Origin of the sequence: Escherichia sp. MOD1-EC5950, from assembly GCF_002965345.1 — a bacterium.
Classification (GTDB): Bacteria; Pseudomonadota; Gammaproteobacteria; order Enterobacterales; family Enterobacteriaceae; genus Escherichia; species Escherichia marmotae.
Genome location: NZ_PTSR01000032.1, coordinates 14,946 through 36,136, shown reverse-complemented (window position 1 = coordinate 36,136; position 21,191 = coordinate 14,946). Strand labels below are relative to the sequence as shown.

The window sequence follows — 21,191 nt, the reverse complement described above, 5'->3', positions numbered from 1 at the left end:
GACTCCGGCTGCCGCCTGGCAGGCTGCGCTGCCAGCTTAACCGGTTGTCGGCGTTGTAGCCGCTGAACGTCGTCAGCGCCCCCTGGGTGCGCATCACCTGGCGGTGCAGACTGTCACGCTCATATTCACTGACCGTGATACCATCCAGCGCCGTCTGGAGCAGATGCCCGCTGCCGTAATAGAGATGGCTGAGGTGCTGCCCGTCCGGCAGGGTAATATCGGTGGGGTTGCCCAGCGCGTCACGCCGGTACTTTATGCTGCCGTGTACGCTGTGCTCTGCCGTCAGCCACCCGCTGCGGTCATACGCGAAGCGCACCCTGTCCGCCTGCATGTGGTGCAGCCGCTCACCTTCTTCCGTGGGAGTGAGCGTCACCTCCGTTATCTGGTCAAGACGGTTGTAGCTGAAGGTCCGTGTACTGTGCTGCGTGTCACTGCGCAACAGGCGGCCCAGCGCATCACGCTCCTGCCGCTCATTGCGCACCCCGCCTTCTGTACCCTGCGTCTGGATGATGACCGGATACCCGCTCGCATTCAGCGCAAACATCCGTATCAGGCCGTCCGGGCGCTGTTCTCCCGTCAGTCGTCCATCCGCATCGTGACTGAACCGGTAAAGCGCCCCGTTGCCGTTGCTCAGGCTGGCAATCCACCCCTCCGCAGTGTAATGCCAGCGCGTCTCCCGTTTCTCTTCATCCGTGTGGAGCGTCAACAGCCCCCGCGGCGTATACTGCCAGCTCTGTATACTGCCCGTAAGACGACGGTGGCTGCTCAGTAATCCCAGCGCGTTCCAGGTGTAACGGTCCTGCTGTTTGCCCGGATGGCTGACTGTCTCCGGCTGTCCCAGACGGTTATAGCTGATGTGTACCGTTTTCCCTTCCGCGTCCGTCACCGCCGTCAGGTTGCCGTCTTCATCGTATTCATAACCCGTGGCGCGCCCTGAACAGTCGGTGTAACGCACCAGTTGACCGCGCGCATCGTGCACCAGCGCAACCAGGCCGCCCCTCGCATCCGTGCGGCTGACTGCCAGCCCCTGTTCATCATACCCGTAGTGCGTGACGCGTCCTTCCGGGTCTGTTTCCTGTATTACCTGACCGTGTTCGTTGTAACCTGCTTTCCACACATGGTCGTCATCCAGCGCACGACGAGTGATTTCATCAAAACTGCCGTTCCACTGCGTCTGTGTCACCCGGCCTGCCGGATCCGTCTCTTTCACCACCCGACTCAGGGTGTCGTATTCCAGCGTTACCCTGCGTTCGCCGGGGAGTTCAACTGCTACGGGAAAATGGTTTTCGTTGTACGTGAAGCGGTACATCCTCCCGCCCGCCGTCCGGTGCGCAGTCACATACGTCTGTTCATCAAACCACCACTGCCACTTATGCCCCGGCCTGCCGGTAACCACCGTCTGCCCGCCAGCAAAATCATAGCGGAACCGGTAATCCTCGCCATCGCTGGTCGAGTGCTCCACCACCCTGGGAACCCCCTCAATCTCTTCCCAGCGGTAGGTACAGGTGAAGCCCGTCGCGTTGCGGTGCTCTGCCATCAGGCCATTTTCATAGGCGAACTGTCGCACTGCCACACCGACCCGGTTCACCACACCGGTCAGTTGCCCGTTATTGTCGTAACGATATTCCACCAGGTTACCGGGACGTCCTCCCTTCACCAGTTCAATATGCGAAAGTCTTTCCCCCGCCGGGGTCATTGTGCGGTGCAATAACAGATGGTGCCCGCTGCTGGAAGCCACCCGCACCAGCCTGCCGTTCTCTCGCCCGAAAGCTATACGCTGTCGGTAGGGCGTCTCCATAAAAAGTAACGGTGCGACGCCGTGGTCATCAAATTCATCAAATATGTAATAGCTGCGGTCGGTGTAATGCAGTACATAGCGTCCGTCATGCAGGCGGCTCAGGTAAAACTGCTCTTCCGGATCGAATATCTGGTGCCCCGGCGTCAGCATGTCTTTCGGATAACTTAACTCACGCCCCTGGCCGCCAATCAGAGTGATATATTTCTCATCGGTGCGCAGGGTTATTTCCCAGTTCAGCCGCCATCCTTTGCCCAGTAGCCCCTCAGTTTCCAGATGGCTGGCATAAAAGCGCGAACAGGTAACAGGCAGGCGGCCCGGCAGGGTGAAATCCGTTTCCGGCAGCAGAATTTTTTGCCCGGTAGTTACATCAACCGGGTTGCTGAACAATCCCATAGCGGCCTCGGAAATGCCCATCCCGGCAATTTCGCCACCAATAAATTTTGCCGCGCATTTTGTGCCAAATTTCGAGCCCATCTTTGTCGCCTGACGCGAGGCTCCAGCCAGCCCCCCCAGCATTCCGGCGACCACATACAGCACATCCACAACCTGACGCAGCCAGTCCGGGATTTCCGGGCTGATTTCCAGTACCGTCTGCGTACCGCCGCCGAGAAAGACATTGGGGGAGCCATCCTCAATCACCGCATCACATTCAGTATGATCATCTTTTCGGGCGGCAGGCTGACTGTTGATGTAGATGTTGCCGGAACCCTGGGCAATGCGGATTTCCGGAGAATGGTCTTCGCATATCACCGTACTCAGTACGGCGCGCGCGGCCGGGCGACTGTTAGTTCTGACATTATCAGATCCGGTCAGAATTTTTCCTGCTGTGGAATGTATCGAGCGCCCGATGGCCTCCCCAAGTTGCAGGACTCCGGAAGCGATCTGATCAGCCAGAAATCCCAGAACAAGTCCGGCAAAAAAACCACAGGTAGCAAAAGCAAAGCTGGCGGCGGCAATAATGGCAATGCCAATGATGGCCCCTATCAAAAAACCGGCAAGGGCGCTGGTGTGGTAGATAGGATCATCCACCCGTGCGGCTTCATACATGATAAAACCTCCCTGTTTTTTAGTTTTTAGCAGGCTGAAAACTGGTCAACCATGCAGTCCATAGCTGGTCGGTGTGCTCATCAAAAGGGCGCTGACTGGTCAGCGTCAACACCAGTACCTTTGCTGACCCGGTGATAAACCCGGCCTGACGCTGATACACTTCTGTTTTTCCAGAACGGTGGGTGGCGAGGATCTGCTCACCTGTCATGGCATCTTCGCCGGCTCCCGCCAGTGCCGTTCCCCGCGAAAGTACCCGATGCTGGCCAAGGTTTTTTTTCATCAATGCTATCTGGCGATCAATGTAGGTCGTCAGGTTTTCCTCTGGCCTGAGCGTGTCGCGGGAAATATTCAGGCTGGGTGATGCTCTCTCATTGCCCGACGGGACGAAGATATTGACGGTGCGGTCAAGAAAAGTTTCAGGCAGGGCAAAGCTGCCCTCCTGAATACGGTAAAGGCTGGTCATAGAAAAAATTCCTTTTATATTTTTTATTCAGAAGCGTCCGGGGTAGGTAACGGGGCAATATCATCCGCAGTCATGGCTTTGCCGCCATCCGGGTTCATATCAATTCCACTGCCAATGAGTTGCATAACATCGCTGGTGTGCAGTAAAAGTTGTTTTCCGCAAAACTTAATCGAGCCATCCTTGTGTAATACAAGCGCTGCATTGCCGCAGCGAAGGGTAAATTGATCGACAACGTCCAGACGATATGTCGTTCCGACATTGATGGTTTGGGCCTGTTTGACGGAAAGCCCATCATTTTTTGTGATGGTGGCATTGCGGTCTTCTCCCACGCTGATGGTTTCATTTTTAACAATGTTTTTTGTGCGATCGACCATGACTGTATGCGTTTCATTGTTTTTTACCGTAGTATTCAGGTCTTTTTCCGCGTGGAACTTCACTTCTTCCGCACCCGTTTTGTCATCAAAGCGCAGCATGTTTCCGTTCGTCGGCCCGCCCTTTAACGAGTGACTGAATATCCCGCTCTGCGACGCCATGCCCGGTAGCCCCCACGGTGGCATGGTGTCCTGGTTGTAGGTGCGCCCGATGATTATCGGTAAATCCGGGTCACCATTTTTAAAGTCCACCAGTACTTCCTGGCCGATGCGCGGGATCTGGATCATGCCGAATCCTTTCCCCGCCCACGGATAGCTGACACGGATCCAGCAGGAGCTGTTTTCGTCATTGTTACCGTAACGATCCCAGCCAAACTGCACCTTCACCCGCCCATATTTATCCGTCCAGATTTCCTGCCCCGCCGGGCCGGTGACGATGGCGCTCTGCGGGCCTTTGGTGTGGGGTTTGCTCAGGGTTCGCTGTGGACGGTAAACTTCGCAGGTGGGGTGCAGTTCAAACGTGGTGACATAGGTAAAATGCTGGTTCTGACCGCTGTGCTGCGCATTATCCCGTAAAAACAGCGTGGTCTGTACCAACAGGTAATCCTGGTTAACTTCTGCCGTCGGATGATTCATCAGCGTGAAGGTGTAGCCCGTCATGAGGGTGCGGATATTTCCCGCCCCGCCAACACGGCTGCCGGGGCTGCGCTGTGCTTCCATACGAATGCGCGTCAGCATCTCACCTTCTCCCGTAGTGAAGTAATCACCAGGCCATTCGTAATGCTCATATTCAGCATGACCGGTATCGCGCGGACTAGCTACGGTACTTTTCAGCAGCGAACGTGGCTTCATAAAATCAAAATCGTCCAGCACCCACTTTCCAGTACGCAGCTTCTCACTGGCCGTAATGGTGTGGATAAACTCCTTATCCAGCTTCAGTCCTTCCTGGTGCCACTCCACCAGCGGCGAGTCCGGGCATGCTTTATGACCATTGATGGCATCAGCCAGCACCAGCGTGTGGCTGTTCTCACTGTGTTCAAACCACCAGTAAATCCCCCATTCCTGCATCAGGCGCTGAATGAAATCAAAGTCAGTTTCACCGTACTGTACCTGCCAGGCGCGGGGCGGATAATTTTCCACCAGCCGCTTTTCCACCGGAAAGGAATATTCATCCAGTACTTCACTGAGAATATCCACCACGGTTTTGTTCTGGAAAGCTTTGTAGTCACTGGTGTGGGTCAGCAGTTTCAGCCACGGTTCAATGCGTAATTCATACGTGACCGAACGTCCCTCATGGCCGACTACCCGCGCAGCGGTCACCAGCCCGCTGATATACCGTTTTCCGCCACCGTCCAGTTCGATACTGACGCACAGATCTCTGCCCACCATCGGCTTGAGCGGCAGATTGGCGGCGGGCGAAACGTAGCCCAGGTTCAGGGTGTCTGGAGTTTTAAGCTGCACAGTGTAGGAAAACAGATTTCCAAGCCCTTCCGAACCATTCATCCCCGCGAACAACAGCATCTGCGGTGGCACCGCACTACCGCTTACAGTGATGTTATGCGCCCCCGGTCCACCGGCTGCAAGCGACGCCACCACATCCTGAACTGCGCCAGCCATATCCGAGATCCCTGCCGCCGCAGCGGCGGCCTGCGCTGCGGCTACCGCCGCTTTCACCAGTCCCGATGGTTCCGGCAGCGCACCAAACAGATCCGCTGCTGCCTGTTCTGCCATCTGTTCGGCTGCATCAGCTACATCTGTTGCGGCTGAACCTGCGCTTACAGCACTACTTTCTCCGGCTATTGGCGGCGTGGTGATGGCTGGCCCACCATTACTGCCAGATTTATTACCCGTAGATACAAAACTCATGATATTTATTCCTTTAATATCGGATTAGAATTTAGCGCCCGGCGGCCAGAAAAAATAAGAAATAACCCGCCACTGTCCATCTTTATAATGAAAAAAACATGTCAGATTTAAATCCCCCGGCAAATGCCAAAATATTTCTTTGATGGGGATATTTCTGAATTCAGGATTTGTTGAGCGATAGGTATTTTCAATTTCTATATAATATTCACCAACAAATTTATAACGAGGTTTTATAAATTCATACGCTGGCTGACCATAGTTATTTAATAGAACATTCTCTTCAACTCCATTATACACACCACTCGCATTCAGATAAGCATGCCCAGGAATATCAGACATGTTATTTTTCGCCCCACCCACTATCAAAAAAATAATCACAGCGTATATTATTTTCATTTTTTTACGCTTTTCACAAAAAAATTAGAACCCGGAACCATTCTATTTAACCGCTCAATGACATTTCCCATATAACGAGAGCGCAGCTCCATACCAATATTCATTAACGCACTGGCATCCCCGGAGAATGGTGTAGTTGCTTTATCTGCATCATCACTATAGTATTCATCAGTAAGATATCCAATAATATGCCCAAGCTCGTGAGACAACCCTATTTGCTCATGACAAATTTTTGATGAACCAAGACATTTAGCTGCAGCAACTATATCTTTAGAGTCAAGTTCCACGTATCGACTATTCCAGAAAATGGAACTCTGACGAAAACTATTTGGATCATCATTATCAATTTTAAACACCACTACATCCCAATACCCATGACGATCAGTCTGAATTATTTCTATTGTGAAAGGTAAATCCTTACCATTAAACTTACTGACAAACTCAGACTTCCCAGAAACGGATAAAAAAATCTTATTATTCCATGTTTGATTAATGACAAAAATAACTTTCCCATGAAAGGTATTTTTCTCCATATCTGTCCAATCAGTTTTTGCATCCCATCTTTTTATCCAATTATATTTCCATCTCAGCAATAATGAGATTGCACCATTTTCACGGTCAATTCTTAAATCTCCCCAGGCATCATTGTCCCTGATATATCGTTTATCCAGCATTAAGTCGTCATAAGCATCGTATGCCTGCTGAATAGCCTCATCATGAGAGTTACCCATGTTCACCTCCTTATATTGCTATATATCCAATAAACCTGAAGATGATTGCTTACCCACCAATGCAGACGGGACCAGGGGTAGCCTGAAGTCAACAAATAGCAATCAACTTGAAGTTCAGGGGTATATTTGTTTCCCATCTACACGTTTATCGTCATATTTTTGTATAGCTATTCTCAGCATTCGTGGGCACATTATTTTTTCTCCAACCGCAGCGCATCCACATACCGCCCCTCGCTGTTCTGCTGCCAGAACCAGCCTTGCCCCTGCTGCGCCTGCGCCAGCATTTTGTCCGGCCAGCCTGGCCACGGCAGGTGGCGCACACCAGGCAATTCCACTATCGGCGCGTCCGGTAGCCCGGTGAGTTCCCGGCTACGCTGCGGTACACGTCGCAAGCCGCGCAGCCACTGCGCCCAGCGCGGCCCCGGCCGCCACATCGCCCACAGTTGATCTGTCTGCTCTGCCAGCCGCCCGCAGCATTCTGTCTGTGGTGAGACATATACTGCCGCCAACTGCGCCAGCCAGTACAACCAGCCCTGCGTGTCATCCAGGCTCTCTTCCAGCCATTCCCGTCCGGCACGCTGATAAATCACCAGCGGCCACGGTCTGCCCGTACTGTCCCGCGATGCGGTCAATACTCCGGTCAGCCATTCATCACGCCCGCCAATGGGGAGAAACCCCGGCGATAGCACAAAACTCCACGGCAATGGGTGGTGCTCCGGCAGCGTCTTTTTCTCACGCGGTGACAGGTGCATCCAGCCGTTGTTTGCTCCAGCCTTCGCAGCATCCGTTCCTTCCGGCAGAACAATATGCCGCCCCTGTCCCAGCCACGTCTGCTGGTTCAGCCATGCCTGCCACACCTGCGCTTCGTTCGCACTCACCCGCCAGCGCACGTAGTCCCGCTGGTCCGGCAGTCTGCCGAACATCGCCGGAGCCGATACTGCCGTAGCCCGGCGCATCAAAGCGTCCTCTCCGGGCAGGCGAAGCGTTGCAGTAGCCCCCGGTTCACCGGGTCAAAATCCCGCCCAGCGGTAATCTCCAGCACCACCCGCCGCCCATCAAAACTGTACTCCACCTGCTGAGTTCCCCGTACCGCTGTCTCCTGCGCGTTACCCGCATCCAGCAGATGAAACAGCGCCCACGGCCCGTTAGTCAGTAGCGTCGAGGTGTCCTGGCGGATGCGCGGGCTGGCGGTGATTTCCGCCATTGAGCCATTACGCGGCCCGGGCCAGCTCACTTTCAGCGGCCTGACCGGGCCGTGAGCGTAACGCAGCACCTGCCCGTCAATGTCAATCACCAGTTCGGTGATGGCAGGGTCCATATCCACGACGCGGACCTGCATCGCCCAGGAGAACTTTTTCCCGCCTTCCCCGTTAAAAAAAACGCTACGGATCTGCTTTGCTTCCTGAAACGGTGTCAGATCCGGCCCGAGCAATGTCATGTTGCCTTCGGTCGGCTTGTAGCGCCACGGGTTACTGGCAGTGTCCGCCAGCGGGGCAAGTTGCTTCGTCCAGAAAGCATCCAGCACGCCGCCGCTGGCAAAGATACGGTTAAAATCATCCGCACTGACTTCCTGTGGGCTGTCAGCAAAGGGGTAGCGTCCGTCAATGGCATCACGGCACTCATCACCGATCACCGCCTCCATTTGCGCATTCAGCACTTCACCCGTTCCGGCGTTGATTTTGCGCGTCCCCTGCTGTGTTAAATCCAGCAGAATATTTTTCAGCGGTGCAGGCAGTTTTGCTGCCTCCAGTTGAAGTTTATCCGCCGCCGAAATGCGGCCCGGTAATGTGCTGGCCGCCAGCGCACTGTCGGCAATGGTGAGCTGGGTGTAATACTCATTGAGCATCGTCAGCAACGAATTAAGCTGTGGTGCGCTGCCCCCTTGTGCGCTGTCCGTACGCCCGGAAACCACTTCCCGCAATGCGGCAAAACGATCATCCACCAGTGTTTTCTCCAGACGTTCTTCCGGATGGATGTCCTGCAACAGCTTCGCCGTCTGTACCGCTTTCCCCGCATTACCGGAAAGCCGATCCTGCGCTCGCTGAGCCATCTGCTTTTGTCTGGCCTGCGCATCCAGCGGCGGCACCAGGGTGGTCTGATCTACCACGACTTTACTCAGCCGCATCAGCGGGGAATCAGGTGAGGCCAGAGTACGCAGCACCTGAAGGTCATACGCCAGTCCGGGGCTGCCGTCTTCCCCAGCGCTGTTGATGCTGTGAATGCTTGCCAGAAAATCCTGCCAGCGGCGGGCATATTCAGCGAGGTACAGGCGACGGACTTCACGGGTAATCGGGAGTTCCTGTCCCGGTAACTGGCTCATTACAATCTCAGTCGTTTTTTTTTGCGCACTTTCGCGCCCCATCACCCAGGCGTCATCCGCTGATGCGGCGGCGACAAACTCCGACAGCCGTTTGTCGAACAGTTCCCGGTAGCCTTCGCGGGTGAAGATGCCAGGCACGCCACGATCTAATGGCGCACCATCCGTGCGGACAAAAACCGTTCCCGCATCCGCGCCCACGGCACGAACCAGCGAAAACTCCTGCGGCGCTTCGCTCTCCATAGAAGCCAGTGCACGAGTATAGATACGCTCGGTGCTGGTATGACCGTCAAGAAAGGCTCGCGCCAGGCGGATCAGCCCCTCATCTTTTTCGTATGGCGAATGCACCACGCGACTGCCGTCAAACAGAGCATCGATATGTTCCAGCACGGCTGCGCGACCGCCGAAATCCGCCACGCTGTCGCGGTTGTTCAGATCGTTCAACACCCAGGCGTGGATCTCCGCGGCGTTGTATTTGTCCTCGTGGTCTTTATCGAGGTTCAGCAGCAGATAAACATGCAGAGCGTCATAGGCAGCTTTACTGTCCTGACGGGCAATCGCATCCGAAAGTACGTATTCCATGCGCTTCACCAACGGCGGTAGCAGTAACTGGTCAAGCAGGCGGTCATACAAGGATGCCACGCTCTCCATCACCGGAGGGACGCTGTAAAGACCATAACGCCAGGCCAGCGGCGGTGAGTCCGGATCCAACCCCGGCCAGGCAGAGAGCGCCCGCGCCTGGTTCAGTAATGCGGGAACCGGCTGCATGGCGGGTTTTCCGGTATAGGCTTTGACGTCATCATCCAGTTGGGTCGTCCGGTTGGTGATTTCATGCAGATAATCGCTGTTACCCTGCTGGCTGCCCTGCATTCCCTGCCACAACCAGAAAGCCAGCGCCAGTACCAGCAGATGCCCACCGGTACGCAGCAGGCGGTAACGCCAGGCCCACTGAAGGTTCGGCTCCACCATGTGCGCTTCACGGAAGATAAATTTAGTCAGCAGGTCATGGAGAAAATAGCTTCGGTTGCCATCCGGCAGAGTATGGGACGGAGACTCCTCGTTCCCTTTTATTGCCCGGACAAAACGCTGCCAGATGCCCGTCTGGTCTGCTACGGCGTCTGCCTGCGCCTGTGCGGCACTGGTGAAAAATACCCCGCGCAGGGTGTTGTTAAGCTGGGTAGCATCGAATTTTGAATCGAGGAAAATCTGTTCAATGGCTTCCAGCAATGGCGTGCCCAGCGCGGCAAATTCACGCGGGAAGCGGTAGAGCCGTTGGCGGCTTTTAAGGTCGTACTCTTCCTGCAACCGACTATCCATCCCCTGATCCAGCCGCAGCGTCAGATTTGCCAGTTCCTGACCACAGAGCGCATGCAGTGACTGCGAATCACTGGCGTGACGCCTGCGGCTGTATGGCAGAGTAAAGCCCCAGACCTGAGCACGCAGGTGACTGGTCAATCCACGGAAATACTCCGTAAAGCCGGGTAGCAGATCCATTTTGGTGACAACCAGATAAACCGGGAAACGAATGCCCAGTGTCTCCCGCAGTTCCGCCAGCCGCGCACGTAGGGCTGCACAGGCAGCCAGCCGTTCAGCCGGGGATTGTGCGGTCAAATCTGCCACATTCAGCGTCAAAATTACGCCGTTCAGCGGCGCGCCGGGACGGTGTTTACGCAGTAGCCCCAGAAATCCCTGCCATTCCCCGGCGTTGCGCTGGGTTGCACTGATTTCACCGCCATCATCGTGGCGGGCATAGCGCCCGGCGGTGTCAATGAGCACAGCCTCATTAGTAAACCACCAGTCGCAGTGCAACGTGCCGCCGCCCGGCACGGTGAGGATATGCGCGGTCTGCTCCATCTGTTCCGCCAGCGGAAACTGTAGCCCGGTGTTAAGCAGCGCGGTGGTTTTACCATCACCGGGGCTGCCGATAACCATGAACCACGGCAGTTCGTACAGAAAGCGTTTCCCTTCCAGGACCTTACGCCAACCAGGTAGATCCACACGCAGTTGTTTCAGTTGTCGGATGGCGCGGTTGAAAATATGGCTGACGGTGCGCAGATCGGCCTTAATTTCCCCTGCCACCGGTACGTCTTCCCCGCGCGGATGCAAGAAACGGCGCAGCAGTTGTTCATCCAGACGCAACGCCCGCCAAAGCCGGTACAGGCCATACAGCGCATAGCTCAGCAGGATCATGCCGATTAGCGTCAGACGCAGCCACAGCGGCGCAAACGGGCGAACGTCACCGAAGGCCAGCAACGGTGAGACAAAGCCGATAACCAGGCACAGAACCGTCACGCCAATGATGCTCATCGACCAATTCACCAGCCACAGCGCGAGGAACATTAGTAACAGAACGATAGTGACTACCCTACTCCCCACGGATGCAAGCGGATGCAGGGTATCAAACGCCACCAGCGGCCCGAGAAACCAGACCAGTAGCGCCAACGCCACCACGCAGACAACGACCAGCGCACGGCGGGAAAACAGCAGACTGAGAAATTTTTGCATTATTGTTCCACCACCAGAATCTCCACCCGGCGGTTCTGCGCCCGTCCGGTTTTAGTGCGGTTATCGGCCACCGGTACGGTATCCCCCTTCCCGACACCCCGGATCCGGCTGGCCGAAACGCCACCGGACGTCAGCAACGAAGCCACTTCTGCCGCACGTTTTTCTGATAACACCTGATTCGACGGGAATTCAGCGGAGTGGATAGGCTGGCTGTCGGTGTGACCGGTCACCGTCACCGCACCGCCCACACGCGCAATCTCGCGCGCGGCCTTATCAATCACCGGGCGGAGCGCATCATTTACGGTTTTCTGCCCCGGTATAAACATCGTATCGCCTCGGAAGATCACACGGCTGTGATGGTCATCTTCCTCCACCGTCAGCAGGCCACGGGCAATTTCGTTCGCCAGCAGGATCTTCAGTCGCAGTTTGTGCACCGGAATCGGTGGCGGCGACAGGTGTTTACCGATGGCGTCGATATGCTGCTGTACGGTTAAGGTGGCGAGATTCATCCGGTGGCTGTAAAGGCCAAACAACGTCAGCATCACCAGCAGAGCTATTCCGGCACTCAGCCAGACCGGCACCCGGCGCATCCGGCGCATCCGTCCGCTGACAGCTCCGGTAAATCCCGGCGAGAGCGTCGGCGTGACCGGATCGCGGCGCTGGACCAGTTGGGTCAGCAGTTGCTGGCGAATATCGTCCAGTTGCTTACGTCCGTCGGGCCGTACGCTGTAGCGACCTTCAAAACCCAGCCCCAGAATGTGGTAAATAATTTCCAGCACATCGCTGTGCTCCTGGAAGCTGGAGGCCAGACGACCAATTATCTGAAATAGTTTGATGCCACCTTCACTTTCGCCATGAAAAGTGACCAGCAGACTCTTCCCAGCCCAGACACCGCGTCGTCCCCAGGTGGTGTTGTTGGCGGCTTCATCAAGCGACGTACACAGGCAGTAGCGCACCGCCAACACATGTTCGCGGCGCAGGTTTGCCTGGTCGCACAGCGTCTGATACCGACGAACTTCACGCTCCAGCAGGGCGCGGTAATGTTCGACAAAAGCAGGGGCAAGTTCACGGGGCATCTGCGCCAGTGCGCACAGCAGCGGACTTGCCGCCGCCAGCAGGGGATTAGCGGCAGCGGTGATTTCGGCCAGCCGGAGTTTCATATCCGGGCCGTCTTCAACCACCACCTTTATATCTTCCCTGCGAAGGCTGTCCTGTATTGCGATATCATAACCTTCATTATCAGGTGGTTTTGTCCCCCCCACTGATGGCTGGAATGGCTGGGTATTCATCGCAGGATGCGTCAGAATATCGTCGGTCATTTATCGCGAACTCCCCACAGCTCCAGCTCCAGCCCTGGAAATTCTCCGGCGGTATGCATTGCCATGCCGCCATAGCGGGCGATATGTTCCCACAGCACGCCGTCGCGACGGATGTCGTAATAGATATAACCGGACTGGAACGGAATCTGACGCGGCGGCACCGGCAGCACCTGTAAAGCAAGGCCCGGCAGGTGCGAACGAATCAGCTCCGGCAGGCGTTCGGACGGCCCTATTTTGGTCTGAGCCGAAAAATGTTGCAGCAAGGTTTCGGCGGACATCTGCGCCTTCACCGCCAATACTAACGAGCTGAAATCTGACAGTTCGGTAGGTTCAATCACCGCATTGAGAATACCGTAAGTTCCCTCCTCCAGAGTGATTCGCTGCGCCCCGCGGATCAGCACAGCATTTAGCAGATACTGCACCTCATCTACCACCGATTTCAGCCCGGCATAGGGCGTCAGGTGCTTATATTCTTTATATTTTTCCGGACGGCGTGTTTGCGGACGCACATAGGTAGAGAGTTCTCCGGCCAGTGCGCAAAGATTACGATAGAGCACTTCAGGCGACAGCGGCGTTTTCGACATATGGATCAGTAAGGGGCCAAAACGATTGAGAATTTGCAATAGCAGGTAATCCGACACTTCCGCCGCCTCATGGCCGTGTTTATCACTGCCCGTCAATCGCTCAGCCAGAGAATTTGCCCGCATTTTGATCAGATCGTTGATCCACGACAACCATGTACATATCAGTGAACTTGCCTGATAGTTCACCACCGGCGGGATCAAATCTTCGTCAATATCAACCCGCCCCTCTGGATGCAATGCTGTGATACGTGTCAGCGGCAGGCCGATCCACGCATCCGTCACCGCCTTTTCCGGCAACAGACGGAGGCGCAGGTGGCTGAGTTGCAACAGTTGTGCGCCGCGCCCCAATGAGTTTGCATCACGGATTTCATTTTCATGAACCGAAAAGCGTGCCAGCGATTCTGGATTATTGCCAAAACTGGTTTCTTCGCTGTTCGGTGTGCGTATTGGCACCGCCAAATAAATCAATTGGTTAAGGTGCTCTGGCAGGATGGTAAGAGGCGGCGGTAGTGGTGTGTGTCCCGGCGCATTAAACGGTGTTCCGTCGGCAAACACCCCAAAAGCCTTCGTGAGTACCAGCTTTCCGATGTTCAGTGCTTCACTGTCAATGCCGTATTCACTGAAGCCCCAGAAAAAGGGGGAAAGAGGCAAACTGCGGTAATGAATGACATGTTCCAGATAGCGTTCCTGCTGCTGAAACATCTGTGGCAGCAAAAATTGCCCTTCACTCCAGACTACCCGGTTATTCCAACTCATAATTTACTCATCCCGTTCTTTAATCACTATGGCGCTTTGCTCTATACCGGCATCCAGTTCGACTTTTTTCTTTGGCATAAAGCGGCTGTACCAGCTTTTTTCCGGGGGATCAGGAATTTTATACGTGACTCGCCATACCGATTTTCCCAGATTGCGATAGCCAGCAAGGATCCCCAGTGCCGTGGTTTCTTTATTGAGAGAGCGACGCAGCTTTTTCTCCTCGCCCGGACGCAGGATAAAGCTGTCGCGGTGCAGTAAATCATCGGTAAGAACAGTTTTGTCATTGTCCTGAAGAGACCACCAGTCCGCCGCCGTGAAAGCTGCATCATTTTTCAGTTCATAAACGCGTATCTCTATGGGCGCGGCTTTCTTCTGATTGTCTGGGTTCACCTTATCGGAAGCCTTCATCACCAGATCAAGTCGCTGTGACATCAGGTCCGGCACGGTGTCGCTGTCAATGCTGCACCCGGGCAAAAGGCAGATAAAAAACAACGCTACCGCCCATAACCGCCAACCGGGGTCACGCCATTTATTCACTGTAATTTCCTTTAAAATCAAATAATAAAGAACGGCCAGGCTATATACCTGGCCGGAAAAAAATTGCTTAAATTTCTTTGTTAGCTTTGAAATCGTAACCTGCCGTGATAGTGCCGCCGCTGCCGCCCTGCTGGTTCTGCACCACGTATTCCTGTTTCACGGTACTGAAAGAGAGTTCGACTCTTTCGCGGGAGGCGATCTCGCCCTCCTTGCTACCACTGGGGGAAACCACAGCCACAATCAGGTCAGTAAAAGTGTACTTGAGGTATTCCAGCGGATTGCCGCCTGCTTTACGCATGACAAGGATGGACTTCGGAATGTGCTTGCCGGAGGAGCAGTATTTGAACAGGTTCGGGCTGGCGCGATCGATATAATGTTCAAACTCCAGGTTAGTCACGGAGACTTTACCGGATCCCAGGCCGCTGCCCGCGTGCATGGTGGATTCCTGGTGGATATTCCAGCGCCAGCTCAGCACCTCAATTTCATTTTTATGTTTGTCATCCATTGACTCGCCGTCAATGCCGTCAATTTTCAAAAAAATGTCATAAGCCATTTTTATTTCCTTATTAAGAATTACTTAAAAATAATCTCTGATTTATCTGCATAGCTGAATGCAGATAAACCATTGCCGTACAGAACCCCCTCTCCTTTATTTCAGAAGAACAGAAGGCTGTATAATTTCCGGTAATGAGATACCAGTATTTAATTAATTTACATGTTGAATGTATTACGTCTATTTACATATCACAGATATCAATGACTCTCCTTGTTCCCGCTGACGCTGTAAAGAAGATGCCTGGCACTGTGTTGCAGATGCTGGTACTGGTTGTGATAACCAAACCTGTCCGTGGTTATAAATACAAGAAACCCAGTAACGCTCACTATCCTGATTAGTGGTCATTGTGGTATCCCATATTTGCCTGGTTTCACCCTTTATTTTCTCTGTCTCTGGTTTTAGATCTATCCGATTTTCAGGTTTTCCCTGCGACATCCCTACGCCGTCCAGCCACAGACGGGGTTCATAGCGGGAAGATCCCTGCCAGGATGCAGGTACATCCGACTCCAGTACTGTCGTTGAGGATTTTATATTGATAAACTCGGGGCAACTGACTTCCCACGCTGCAACAAATTGTGAATAAAACAACATATACCCCAATAACAGAGAAAAAATAAAACGGGTCCCCATTGAATCTATCCTCTACTCAATAACATAAAAAGCTTCAGCGTTATTACTGGCATCATGATATGTCCCATCACTGCGCATCCCACCTTTTCTGGAGATTTTGCGCGCAGATACATTCGAGGCTTTGCCTGTCCACTGATCCATAACATAAATATACGAATCATCCTGTTCGAGATAGAAAGCAGCATGTTTATGAGCATTGTCCCCCGATGGATATTTCCCATTCACAAAAGTCGCAATTGCTGTTCCTCTGGGAATCGATTTGTCTCCGAAAACCTTCCGACCCTGCTTCCACGTTCCGGTATGCCCCACATGTGCATATACCTGAACCAAGAACACACATTCCTTTCTGTCTCCTGCCCCCGCCATTCCCACCATTTCAGTGCCCTGCAATGAATCTACCAGTCCATAAACATATGCCATATATCCCCCCTGAGTATTACCCGACATCATTCATTAAAATATTCATAAAAATCAGGCAGTACCCTGTTTTACTGACGGCAGTTTTGTCACCAGACGCAGCGATCCTGTTAATCCTTCAAGCTGAAAATGCGGGCGCAGGAAGAATTTGGCATCGTAATAACCCGGATTCCCCTCCACTTCTTCCACCACTACCTCAGCAGCAGCCAACGGACGGCGGGCTTTGGTTTCCTGCGAGGAGTTCACCGGATCGGCATCAACGTAGTTCATGATCCATTCATTGAGCCAGCGCTGCATATCTTCACGCTCTTTGAACGAGCCAATCTTGTCGCGCACGATACATTTGAGGAAGTGCGCAAACCGCGAGCAGGCGAATAGATACGGCAGGCGTGCGGAGAGATTGGCGTTGGCCGTGGCGTCCGGATCGTAATATTCCTGTGGTTTTTGCAACGACTGTGCGCCAATGAAGGCGGCGTAATCAGAGTTTTTGCGGTGGATCAGCGGGATAAAACCATTTTTCGCCAGTTCAGCTTCCCGACGGTCAGAGATGGCAATTTCCGTCGGACATTTCATGTCCACGCCACCATCGTCGGTAGGGAATGTATGACAGGGTAGGTTTTCCACCGCACCACCAGACTCCACACCACGGATCAACGTACACCAACCGTAATGTTTGAAAGAACGGTTGATATTTACGCCCATTGCATAGGCAGCATTGCTCCAGACATATTTGCTGTGGTCTGCACCATCTGCATCTTCTTCAAAATCAAACTCATCGACAGGGTTTGTTTTCGCACCATAAGGCAAACGGGAGAGAAAACGTGGCATCGTCAGGCCAATGTAACGAGAATCCTCACTTTTTCGCAGCGAATTCCACGGAGCATATTCGAGGTTTTGGGTCACAATTTTGGTCAGATCACGCGGGTTAGCCAGTTCCTGCCAGGAGTCCATCTGCAACACTGACGGAGAGGCCCCGGCAATAAACGGCGCATGGGCTGAGGCAGCCACTTTGGCAATGGAGCCGAGCAGATCCACATCCGGCGGGGTGTGATCAAAATAATAATCCGCAATGATACAACCGTAGGGTTCTCCGCCTAACTGCCCATATTCAGCTTCATACAGCTTTTTGAACATGGGGCTTTGATCCCAGGCGATCCCTTTGTAACGCTTCATATTTTTCCGCAATTCATCCTTTGAAAGGTTCATAAAGCGGATTTTTAATTTTTCATCGGTTTCGGTGTTGTAAACCAAATGTTCCATCCCACGCCAGGAAGACTCCAGTTTCTGAAAATCCGGATGACTCAGGATTAGCTTGATCTGTTCCGTTAATTTGAAATCGATCTGCTCAATAATCGTAGCAATACTTTTGTAAGCATCGTCACTGACGGTGACTGTATTTGTCAGAGCCTGTTGGGCCAGCGTCTGAACTGCAGCCTCAACAGCCTTTGCAGCCTGAGGTGTCTTGGGACGGAAGGCTTTATCCAGCAGTGAATCAAATTCAGTGTCCTGATAGGCTGTGCTTTGCTCAGCAGTGAGATCGCCTGTCGCCAGAAGAGTATCGTTTACCATGAAAGTTCCTTAATAAAATCGCAGTTAGTCTGTTGTTCCCGTTTCACCTGATAAGACACTTTCCTGTTGAGTGACAGGTTTTGGTGCACTGGCCAGAGCGTTCAGTAACGTCGGGTCTTGTAAGAGTTTATTGATCAGATTTTCTGCTCCTGCTTTACCATCCATATAGGTTTGTAGGTTGGCAAGCTGAGTACGTGCTTCCAGCAGTTGGTTCAGGGCGTCCACCTTGCGGGCAATCTGCGCAGGTGAAAAATCATCCATATTCTCCAGCGTAATATCGACCATTAACTGCCCTTCGCCCGTCAGCGTATTGGGGACAGCAAACGCCACGCGCGGCGCAATAGCCTTCATTCGCTCGTTGAAATTGTCGATGTCAATATCAAGGAATTTACGATCGGTTACTGTGGGCAACTCTTCACGTGGCTTACCGGCCAGATCGGCCAGCACCGCCATGACAAACGGCAGTTCGATTTTTTTTTCGGAGCCATAAATCTCAACGTCATACTCAATCTGCACGCGGGGCGCACGGTTGCGGGCAATAAACTTCTGCGCGCTGTTGTTGATAGCCATAATCCTTCATTTCCTTATCAGTCAGCCGCCGACCGCCAGGAGAGCGGTTCAACGGTACAGTTTAAAAATGCACAGCAAACAGTTGGTTCATACGGATAAATCATGCTTCATGAACCGTTTCAAAAATAATCTGTTCATCCTCATCAACACGAATGCGGATTTGCGTGATGGCCGTTTTCTCTGTCATCGCCTGCAACCAGTAACGGGACAGTTGTGGGAGGAGATGTTGTTCGATATAGCCGATAAGCAAACGAGCGCCGGTTTCGTGCATCGGGCAATGTGCCACTATGTGCGTAATTAATTCATCGCCATAGACGAGTGAAACGCCATGCTGCTCTGCCATCCGATCCATCAGCCTGTCAAGATGCAGGCGGGCAATAACGCCACGCGCCGTCTCATCCAGCGGCAGATAGGGGATAACCGTCACCCGTCCCAGGAAAGCAGCCGGGAAGTGTTTGCGTAACTCCGGCATTAAGGCTTCTTTTAATCCTGACAAATCAGGCAGTAGCGCCGGATCCTCACACATCTGGCTGATAAGGTCCGCTCCTGCGTTAGTAGTCAACAACAGCGTGGTATTTTTGAAATCGATGTGGACACCTTCGCCATCCTCCATCGCGCCTTTATCAAATACCTGGTAGAACAACTCATGGACGTCATGATGGGCTTTTTCAATTTCGTCGAGCAGCACCACGCTCCAGGGATGACGACGTACAGCTTCCGTCAACACGCCGCCTTCGCCATAGCCCACGTAGCCGGGCGGCGCACCTTTCAGCGTGGAGACGGTATGGGACTCCTGAAACTCGCTCATATTGATGGTGATCAGGTTCTGTTCGCCGCCGTAAATAGCTTCCGCCAGCGCCAGCGCGGTTTCGGTCTTACCCACACCGGACGGTCCGGCCAGCAGAAAGACACCCACTGGTTTACGCGGGTCACCTAAACCCGCCCGCGCGGTCTGGATACGCTCACCAATCTGCACCAGCGCATCCATCTGCCCGGTAACACGCTGCGCCAGACGGATGGGGAGTTCGAGGATCTGGCTGGCTTCATCTTTCACCATGCGCCCGGCGGGAATGCCTGTCCAGTCGGAGACAATCGCTGCCACCACCGCCGCGTTAACTTCCGGGAACACAATGAGGTTTTCACCCTGCCAGACTCGTAATGCAGTTTCCGACTGTTGTAACGTGGTTTCATCACGCTCATCGGGCTCTGCGGCACGCTGTTCCTGTAAGGTATGAACCAACTCCAGTTCCTGCTGCCAGCGCGCTTCGGTGTCAGAAAGATCTGCATTCAGTGAGGCGATCCGTATCGTCAGTATGTCGCCCCGCTCTGCGCGGATACCCATTTTTTCCTGCTTTAATAACAACTCCTGCTCCAGTTCGGCGGCATTGAGCTGCTGACGCAGATACTGGACTTTCGCTGGTGGGGTATGCAGCGACAGCGCTACACGGGCCGCCGCCGTATCCAGCAAGCTGATAGCCTTGTCCGGTAGCTGCCGGGCCGGAATGTAACGGTGAGAAAGCTGTACGGCGGCGCGCACAGCCTCATCAAGGATCAGGACGTCATGGTGTTTTTCCAGCGTGGTGACTAACCCGCGTACCATCTCAACAGCAGCAACCTCTTCCGGCTCTGCCACCTGCAACACCTGAAAACGCCGGGTCAGCGCCGGATCTTTTTCGATATGGCGTTTGTACTCACTCCAGGTGGTTGCGCCGATGGTGCGCAGGGTGCCACGCGCCAGCGCCGGTTTCAGCAGATTGGCAGCGTCGCCCGTACCGGATGTACCACCAGCGCCCACCAGGGTGTGAACTTCATCGACAAACAGAATAACCGGCTGCGGCGAACGCGCAGCCTCTTCCAACAGCGCCTTCAGGCGGGATTCAAATTCGCCCTTCATGGACGCCCCGGCCAGCAGCGCCCCGACATCCAGCGACAGCAGACGCACGTTTCGCAGTGAAGGCGGCACTTCGCCCCGGGCAATCGCCAGCGCAAATCCCTCCACCACAGCCGTTTTCCCGACGCCCGCCTCGCCGGTCAGCAGCGGATTGTTCTGCCGACGACGCAGCAGAATATCCGTCATGGTACGAATTTCGTGTTCGCGGCCGGTGACCGGATCAATATTGCCGTCACGCGCCAGTGTAGTCATGTCCTGACAGTATTTCGCCAGCGCAGATTTACTTCCGCTTGATTCGCTGGCAAATACCTGGCTAGCTTCCCCCGGTACTGCAGAATTCAAACCCGAGCAGTCATATGGCATTTCTGTTATTTCAGAAGATGATGTGATTAAAGACGGAAGGATATCTAATAGTTCATCTACCGGTAGCCCAGCCAAAGGCGCACAGATATTTTTTAACACCCGATGCAATTCTGGCGTGGTTAACCAGGCAAGTAATAACCAGCCACTACGAATTTTTTGATCACCAAAACGGATACTTGCCAACATCCAGGCTTTTTCGACAGATAGATCGATATGATGGGAAAAATCGTTAATTACACTCGCCCCGGCAGGCAATATCTCCAGTTGTCGAATTAACGCATTCTCTACATCAGCAAATGTTATTTGATAGTGTCGAAGCACATTGTGAATGTCATTCTCTGGTTGTTGTATGAGTTGATGCAACCAATGTGTCAGTTCGACATAAGGATTAGCACGTAATTTACAGAACGTTGTCGCGGATTCCAAAGATCTAAATAAAGATTTGGTCAGCTTTCCATATAGTGCACTGCGTGAAACAGGAGTGTCCATCTGTTACACCTGATGA

Annotated in this window: 16 protein-coding genes; all 16 read right to left on the bottom strand. The window is 53.5% G+C overall.

Annotated elements, in window-relative coordinates; genetic code table 11:
• The coding region (locus BEA93_RS21000; protein WP_105267659.1) for a DUF6531 domain-containing protein at positions 1-2,845 on the bottom strand (2,845 nt) is incomplete at its 3' end.
• A gap of 19 nt (positions 2,846-2,864) precedes the next feature.
• Positions 2,865-3,308, bottom strand: coding sequence for a DcrB-related protein (locus BEA93_RS20995; protein ID WP_000203117.1), 444 nt, complete (start codon positions 3,306-3,308; stop codon positions 2,865-2,867).
• Between the two features lie 23 nt (positions 3,309-3,331).
• On the bottom strand, positions 3,332-5,545 hold the full coding sequence (locus BEA93_RS20990) for a type VI secretion system Vgr family protein (protein WP_105225015.1): 2,214 nt from the start codon (positions 5,543-5,545) through the stop codon (positions 3,332-3,334).
• 24 nt (positions 5,546-5,569) lie between these two features.
• Complete coding sequence (locus BEA93_RS20985) at positions 5,570-5,941, bottom strand: hypothetical protein (RefSeq protein WP_105225016.1); 372 nt, start codon at positions 5,939-5,941, stop codon at positions 5,570-5,572.
• On the bottom strand, positions 5,938-6,672 hold the full coding sequence (locus tag BEA93_RS20980; RefSeq protein ID WP_105225017.1) for a hypothetical protein: 735 nt from the start codon (positions 6,670-6,672) through the stop codon (positions 5,938-5,940). Before BEA93_RS20980 ends, BEA93_RS20985 begins: the two co-directional genes overlap by 4 nt.
• Positions 6,673-6,863: 191 nt before the next feature.
• Positions 6,864-7,628 carry a TagF domain-containing protein gene (locus BEA93_RS20975; RefSeq protein WP_001250469.1) on the bottom strand — a complete coding sequence of 255 codons (765 nt, stop codon included), beginning with the start codon at positions 7,626-7,628 and terminating at the stop codon, positions 6,864-6,866.
• The gene (gene tssM / locus BEA93_RS20970; protein WP_001515761.1) at positions 7,628-11,494 is read right to left on the bottom strand and encodes a type VI secretion system membrane subunit TssM; all 3,867 of its coding nucleotides are present in this window, start codon (positions 11,492-11,494) and stop codon (positions 7,628-7,630) included. The genes BEA93_RS20975 and tssM overlap by 1 nt, the downstream gene beginning before the upstream one ends.
• Positions 11,494-12,813, bottom strand: a complete 1,320-nt coding sequence (gene tssL / locus BEA93_RS20965; protein WP_105225018.1) for a type VI secretion system protein TssL, long form — start codon at positions 12,811-12,813, stop codon at positions 11,494-11,496. The genes tssM and tssL overlap by 1 nt, the downstream gene beginning before the upstream one ends.
• The gene (gene tssK, locus BEA93_RS20960; protein ID WP_000118766.1) at positions 12,810-14,153 is read right to left on the bottom strand and encodes a type VI secretion system baseplate subunit TssK; all 1,344 of its coding nucleotides are present in this window, start codon (positions 14,151-14,153) and stop codon (positions 12,810-12,812) included. Before tssK ends, tssL begins: the two co-directional genes overlap by 4 nt.
• A 3-nt stretch (positions 14,154-14,156) precedes the next feature.
• The gene (gene tssJ, locus BEA93_RS20955) at positions 14,157-14,690 is read right to left on the bottom strand and encodes a type VI secretion system lipoprotein TssJ (protein WP_001045927.1); all 534 of its coding nucleotides are present in this window, start codon (positions 14,688-14,690) and stop codon (positions 14,157-14,159) included.
• 67 nt (positions 14,691-14,757) lie between these two features.
• Complete coding sequence (locus tag BEA93_RS20950) at positions 14,758-15,243, bottom strand: Hcp family type VI secretion system effector (protein WP_000312805.1); 486 nt, start codon at positions 15,241-15,243, stop codon at positions 14,758-14,760.
• A gap of 180 nt (positions 15,244-15,423) precedes the next feature.
• Positions 15,424-15,876 carry an STY0301 family protein gene (locus BEA93_RS20945; RefSeq protein ID WP_001515757.1) on the bottom strand — a complete coding sequence of 151 codons (453 nt, stop codon included), beginning with the start codon at positions 15,874-15,876 and terminating at the stop codon, positions 15,424-15,426.
• Between the two features lie 12 nt (positions 15,877-15,888).
• Positions 15,889-16,296 (bottom strand): BPSL0067 family protein, encoded by a 408-nt coding sequence (locus tag BEA93_RS20940; protein WP_000332236.1) that lies wholly within the window; start codon positions 16,294-16,296, stop codon positions 15,889-15,891.
• 51 nt (positions 16,297-16,347) lie between these two features.
• The gene (tssC, locus tag BEA93_RS20935; RefSeq protein WP_000245852.1) at positions 16,348-17,862 is read right to left on the bottom strand and encodes a type VI secretion system contractile sheath large subunit; all 1,515 of its coding nucleotides are present in this window, start codon (positions 17,860-17,862) and stop codon (positions 16,348-16,350) included.
• A 24-nt stretch (positions 17,863-17,886) separates the two neighbouring features.
• Positions 17,887-18,432, bottom strand: a complete 546-nt coding sequence (gene tssB / locus BEA93_RS20930) for a type VI secretion system contractile sheath small subunit (RefSeq protein WP_000996822.1) — start codon at positions 18,430-18,432, stop codon at positions 17,887-17,889.
• Between the two features lie 100 nt (positions 18,433-18,532).
• Complete coding sequence (tssH, locus tag BEA93_RS20925; RefSeq protein ID WP_105267658.1) at positions 18,533-21,175, bottom strand: type VI secretion system ATPase TssH; 2,643 nt, start codon at positions 21,173-21,175, stop codon at positions 18,533-18,535.
• Between the last annotated feature and the right edge of the window lie 16 nt (positions 21,176-21,191).

Excerpts from the sequence above, each read along its gene's own strand:
- BEA93_RS20995 (WP_000203117.1), bottom strand. The coding sequence starts at position 3,308 with ATGACCAGCCTTTACCGTATTCAGGAGGGCAGCTTTGCCCTGCCTGAA.
- BEA93_RS20990 (WP_105225015.1), bottom strand. The coding sequence starts at position 5,545 with ATGAGTTTTGTATCTACGGGTAATAAATCTGGCAGTAATGGTGGGCCA.
- BEA93_RS20985 (WP_105225016.1), bottom strand. The coding sequence starts at position 5,941 with ATGAAAATAATATACGCTGTGATTATTTTTTTGATAGTGGGTGGGGCG.
- BEA93_RS20980 (WP_105225017.1), bottom strand. The coding sequence starts at position 6,672 with ATGGGTAACTCTCATGATGAGGCTATTCAGCAGGCATACGATGCTTAT.
- BEA93_RS20975 (WP_001250469.1), bottom strand. The coding sequence starts at position 7,628 with ATGCGCCGGGCTACGGCAGTATCGGCTCCGGCGATGTTCGGCAGACTG.
- tssM (WP_001515761.1), bottom strand. The coding sequence starts at position 11,494 with ATGCAAAAATTTCTCAGTCTGCTGTTTTCCCGCCGTGCGCTGGTCGTT.
- tssL (WP_105225018.1), bottom strand. The coding sequence starts at position 12,813 with ATGACCGACGATATTCTGACGCATCCTGCGATGAATACCCAGCCATTC.
- tssK (WP_000118766.1), bottom strand. The coding sequence starts at position 14,153 with ATGAGTTGGAATAACCGGGTAGTCTGGAGTGAAGGGCAATTTTTGCTG.
- BEA93_RS20950 (WP_000312805.1), bottom strand. The coding sequence starts at position 15,243 with ATGGCTTATGACATTTTTTTGAAAATTGACGGCATTGACGGCGAGTCA.
- BEA93_RS20945 (WP_001515757.1), bottom strand. The coding sequence starts at position 15,876 with ATGGGGACCCGTTTTATTTTTTCTCTGTTATTGGGGTATATGTTGTTT.
- BEA93_RS20940 (WP_000332236.1), bottom strand. The coding sequence starts at position 16,296 with ATGGCATATGTTTATGGACTGGTAGATTCATTGCAGGGCACTGAAATG.
- tssC (WP_000245852.1), bottom strand. The coding sequence starts at position 17,862 with ATGGTAAACGATACTCTTCTGGCGACAGGCGATCTCACTGCTGAGCAA.
- tssB (WP_000996822.1), bottom strand. The coding sequence starts at position 18,432 with ATGGCTATCAACAACAGCGCGCAGAAGTTTATTGCCCGCAACCGTGCG.
- tssH (WP_105267658.1), bottom strand. The coding sequence starts at position 21,175 with ATGGACACTCCTGTTTCACGCAGTGCACTATATGGAAAGCTGACCAAA.